Source organism: uncultured Sphingomonas sp., assembly GCF_964235535.1.
Classification (GTDB): domain Bacteria; phylum Pseudomonadota; class Alphaproteobacteria; order Sphingomonadales; family Sphingomonadaceae; genus Sphingomonas.
In genome coordinates this window covers 1-2,276 of record NZ_CAXSBH010000110.1, presented here as the reverse complement: position 1 = coordinate 2,276, position 2,276 = coordinate 1, and the positions used below count along the sequence as shown (strand labels likewise).

4 protein-coding genes and 1 pseudogene are annotated in these 2,276 nt (G+C 62.9%); 1 reads left to right on the top strand and 4 read right to left on the bottom strand.

Annotated features, from left to right (window positions below; genetic code table 11):
- Nucleotides 1-148 (bottom strand): transposase (locus tag ACFE7F_RS15880; protein WP_375404814.1); only part of this gene is annotated, 148 nt, incomplete at its 3' end.
- On the opposite strand from ACFE7F_RS15880, the gene ACFE7F_RS15875 reads away from it, so the two are divergent.
- Nucleotides 80-664: an SDR family NAD(P)-dependent oxidoreductase gene (locus tag ACFE7F_RS15875; protein WP_375404813.1), complete on the top strand. Its 585-nt coding sequence runs from the start codon at nucleotides 80-82 to the stop codon at nucleotides 662-664. The genes ACFE7F_RS15880 and ACFE7F_RS15875 overlap by 69 nt on opposite strands.
- A 212-nt stretch (nucleotides 665-876) precedes the next feature.
- Here ACFE7F_RS15875 and ACFE7F_RS15870 read toward each other — a convergent pair whose 3' ends face one another.
- From ACFE7F_RS15870 to ACFE7F_RS15860, 3 genes and pseudogenes are all read right to left on the bottom strand, one after another.
- On the bottom strand, nucleotides 877-1,272 hold the full coding sequence (locus ACFE7F_RS15870; RefSeq protein WP_375404812.1) for a type II toxin-antitoxin system VapC family toxin: 396 nt from the start codon (nucleotides 1,270-1,272) through the stop codon (nucleotides 877-879).
- Between the two features lie 14 nt (nucleotides 1,273-1,286).
- Complete coding sequence (locus tag ACFE7F_RS15865; RefSeq protein WP_375404811.1) at nucleotides 1,287-1,553, bottom strand: antitoxin; 267 nt, start codon at nucleotides 1,551-1,553, stop codon at nucleotides 1,287-1,289.
- Nucleotides 1,554-1,855: 302 nt separating this feature from the next.
- Nucleotides 1,856-2,276, bottom strand: a pseudogene (locus ACFE7F_RS15860) (IS3 family transposase); the annotation flags it as partial.

The window sequence follows — 2,276 nt, the reverse complement described above, 5'->3', positions numbered from 1 at the left end:
CATCACGCCATCGCAGGCCGTTCCGGTTGACGAAAACGATGCCGCTCAGCACCCGCTGGTCGTCAACCCGAGGCCTCCCGTGGCTCTTGGGAAAGTACGGCTGCAGACGCGCCATCTGCTCGTCCGTCAGCCAATACAGATCGCTCATGCCCAGTCTCCCTGGGGAGACCGAATCAGATCGCACCTCTCACATCAATGGGTCCTGACCCTGGCCGATGCCGAAGCAACGCTGGCGATCAACGTTCTCGGCCCGATCCGGCTGACGAACGCGTTGGTCAACCATCTGACGGGCCAGCCCGACGCCGCGATCGTCACGGTCACTTCGGGGCTCGCCTATGCGCCGCTGGTGGCGGCGCCGACCTATTCGGCCACCAAGGCAGCGATCCACTCCTATACCGTCTCGCTGCGGACTCAGCTGGCGGGCAAGGTCGAAGTGATCGAGTTGGCACCGCCGGGCGTGCAGACCGACCTCACGCCGGGACAGGCGAACCGCCCGGGCTACATGCCGCTCGACGCGGTCGCCGCGCAGTTCGCCCAGCAAGCGACGCCGCGCGAGATCCTGGTCGACGAGGTGCAGTTCCTGCGCCAAGCCGAGCGCGAGGGGCGGTTCGATGAGACGCTGACGGAGCGCGCCGCCAAGCAGCGTGAGGCAGGTGGCCAGTAGCCTTGACGTTGCGGGTAGTCGGCTAGCAACGGCTGTTACCCAAAATCCGCCATCCAGCGCCCTTGCTGCCGTTCCCAACTTCCGCCACTTGTTCATCTGGACGCTACGACCGTTTTTCTAGGCTCTCGATCCGGCCGCCGACTGCCATGGGGTGGTGTATTTAGTCCGGACGGAGCCCGCTTAGAACGCCTCGTCGAGTACGAGCGCTTGGCCTAAACGTCAGCTAGCCAATTCTCGACGTTGAGACCTCGGACGCGGCTGAACTCATCGACGTTGTCCGTCACCAACGTGGTTCCGAGCGCATAAGCGTGCGCGGCAATTAGAAGGTCGTTGGGGCCGATCGTCTTGCCTGCCGCCTCCAGCTCGGAGCGGATACCGCCATACTCCGCGTCTGCGGGGACGTCGAACGGCATTATCTCTATGGTTTCAAGGATCGCTTCGGCCTGGGCCAGCAGCCGCGCCGACCCTTTCTTGGCGCAGCCATAGCGTATCTCGGCTGCGGTGATGACGCTCACGCACAGCCGGTCGCCACCGACCCGAGCGATCTGATCGAACACCCGACCCTGCGGATTGCGCATCAGGTCCGACACGATGTTCGTGTCGAGCATGTAGTGCGGCGCGCTCACAGGTTGACGGCCTTGAGCGGCTTCAAGGTGACGTCTAGGTTGGCTGGGAAGTCGTCCTCTGCTTTAAGAGGCGACAGGGAGCGAAGCACGTCGATCAATTCCGTCTTGGGCTCGGGCTCGATGATAAGCTTCGTTCCTTCCTTGCGAATCAGAACGCGGTTGCCGGGAAACTCGAACTCGGCCGGGATGCGTACGGCTTGGCTGCGGTTGTTGCGGAAGAGCTTGGCTTCACGCACGTTGGTGCTTGTTGAAGGCTGAGCCATGGCACGCTCTCCTTTGTATATGCCATGTATATACCAGTGAAGATCTCGAGACGCAATGCCGCGACACCCGGTTTTCTGCGTCGCGTTATCCCTCCTTACTTGAGCCGTTAGCGTGCCGCCGCTGACGCACAGCGCATTCATCCCGGAGCCGATCGGCCGGTGCCGCGTCTAGGTTGCTCAGCGCGAAGGCGATCTGCTCCTCGGTGTACCTCGACTTCTTCATGTCCAGCTCCTCGCCCGCAGGCTCACAAGGGCCGGAATACTCTCACTCAAAGCGGGCTAAAAAAACAGGGAGGACGTCAGTTGATCGTGATGCCGTCCCGCCGCAGCAGGATATGCAGCCGTCGATAGCCGAACCGCCGGCGCTGCCGCGCCAGCTCGCATAGCCGCGACCGCAGGTCGCCATCATCGCCCCGGCACGAACGATACCGCATGCTCGTGCGATCCGCCCCGACAACCATACACGCCCGCCGCTCGCTCATCTCCAACGTCGCCTGGAAATGCGCGACCGCTTGTCGCTTCGCGGCGGGCGCTACCATTTTTTGATAGCAGATCCTTCAGACCCGCGTTGTCGAGCATCGTGTCCGCGAGCAGGCGCTTAAGCCGCGCGTTCTCTTCCTCGAGTGCCCGCAACCGCTTCGCTTCCGACACCTCCAGGCCGCCGTACTTTGTCAACCGGCGCGGGATCTTGACCCCGGATCGGCGTCCAACATTGACCCCGCT

Bases quoted from the DNA above. Each gene is read 5' to 3' on its own strand.
- ACFE7F_RS15870 (WP_375404812.1), bottom strand. From the start codon at position 1,272: ATGCTCGACACGAACATCGTGTCGGACCTGATGCGCAATCCGCAGGGT.
- ACFE7F_RS15865 (WP_375404811.1), bottom strand. From the start codon at position 1,553: ATGGCTCAGCCTTCAACAAGCACCAACGTGCGTGAAGCCAAGCTCTTC.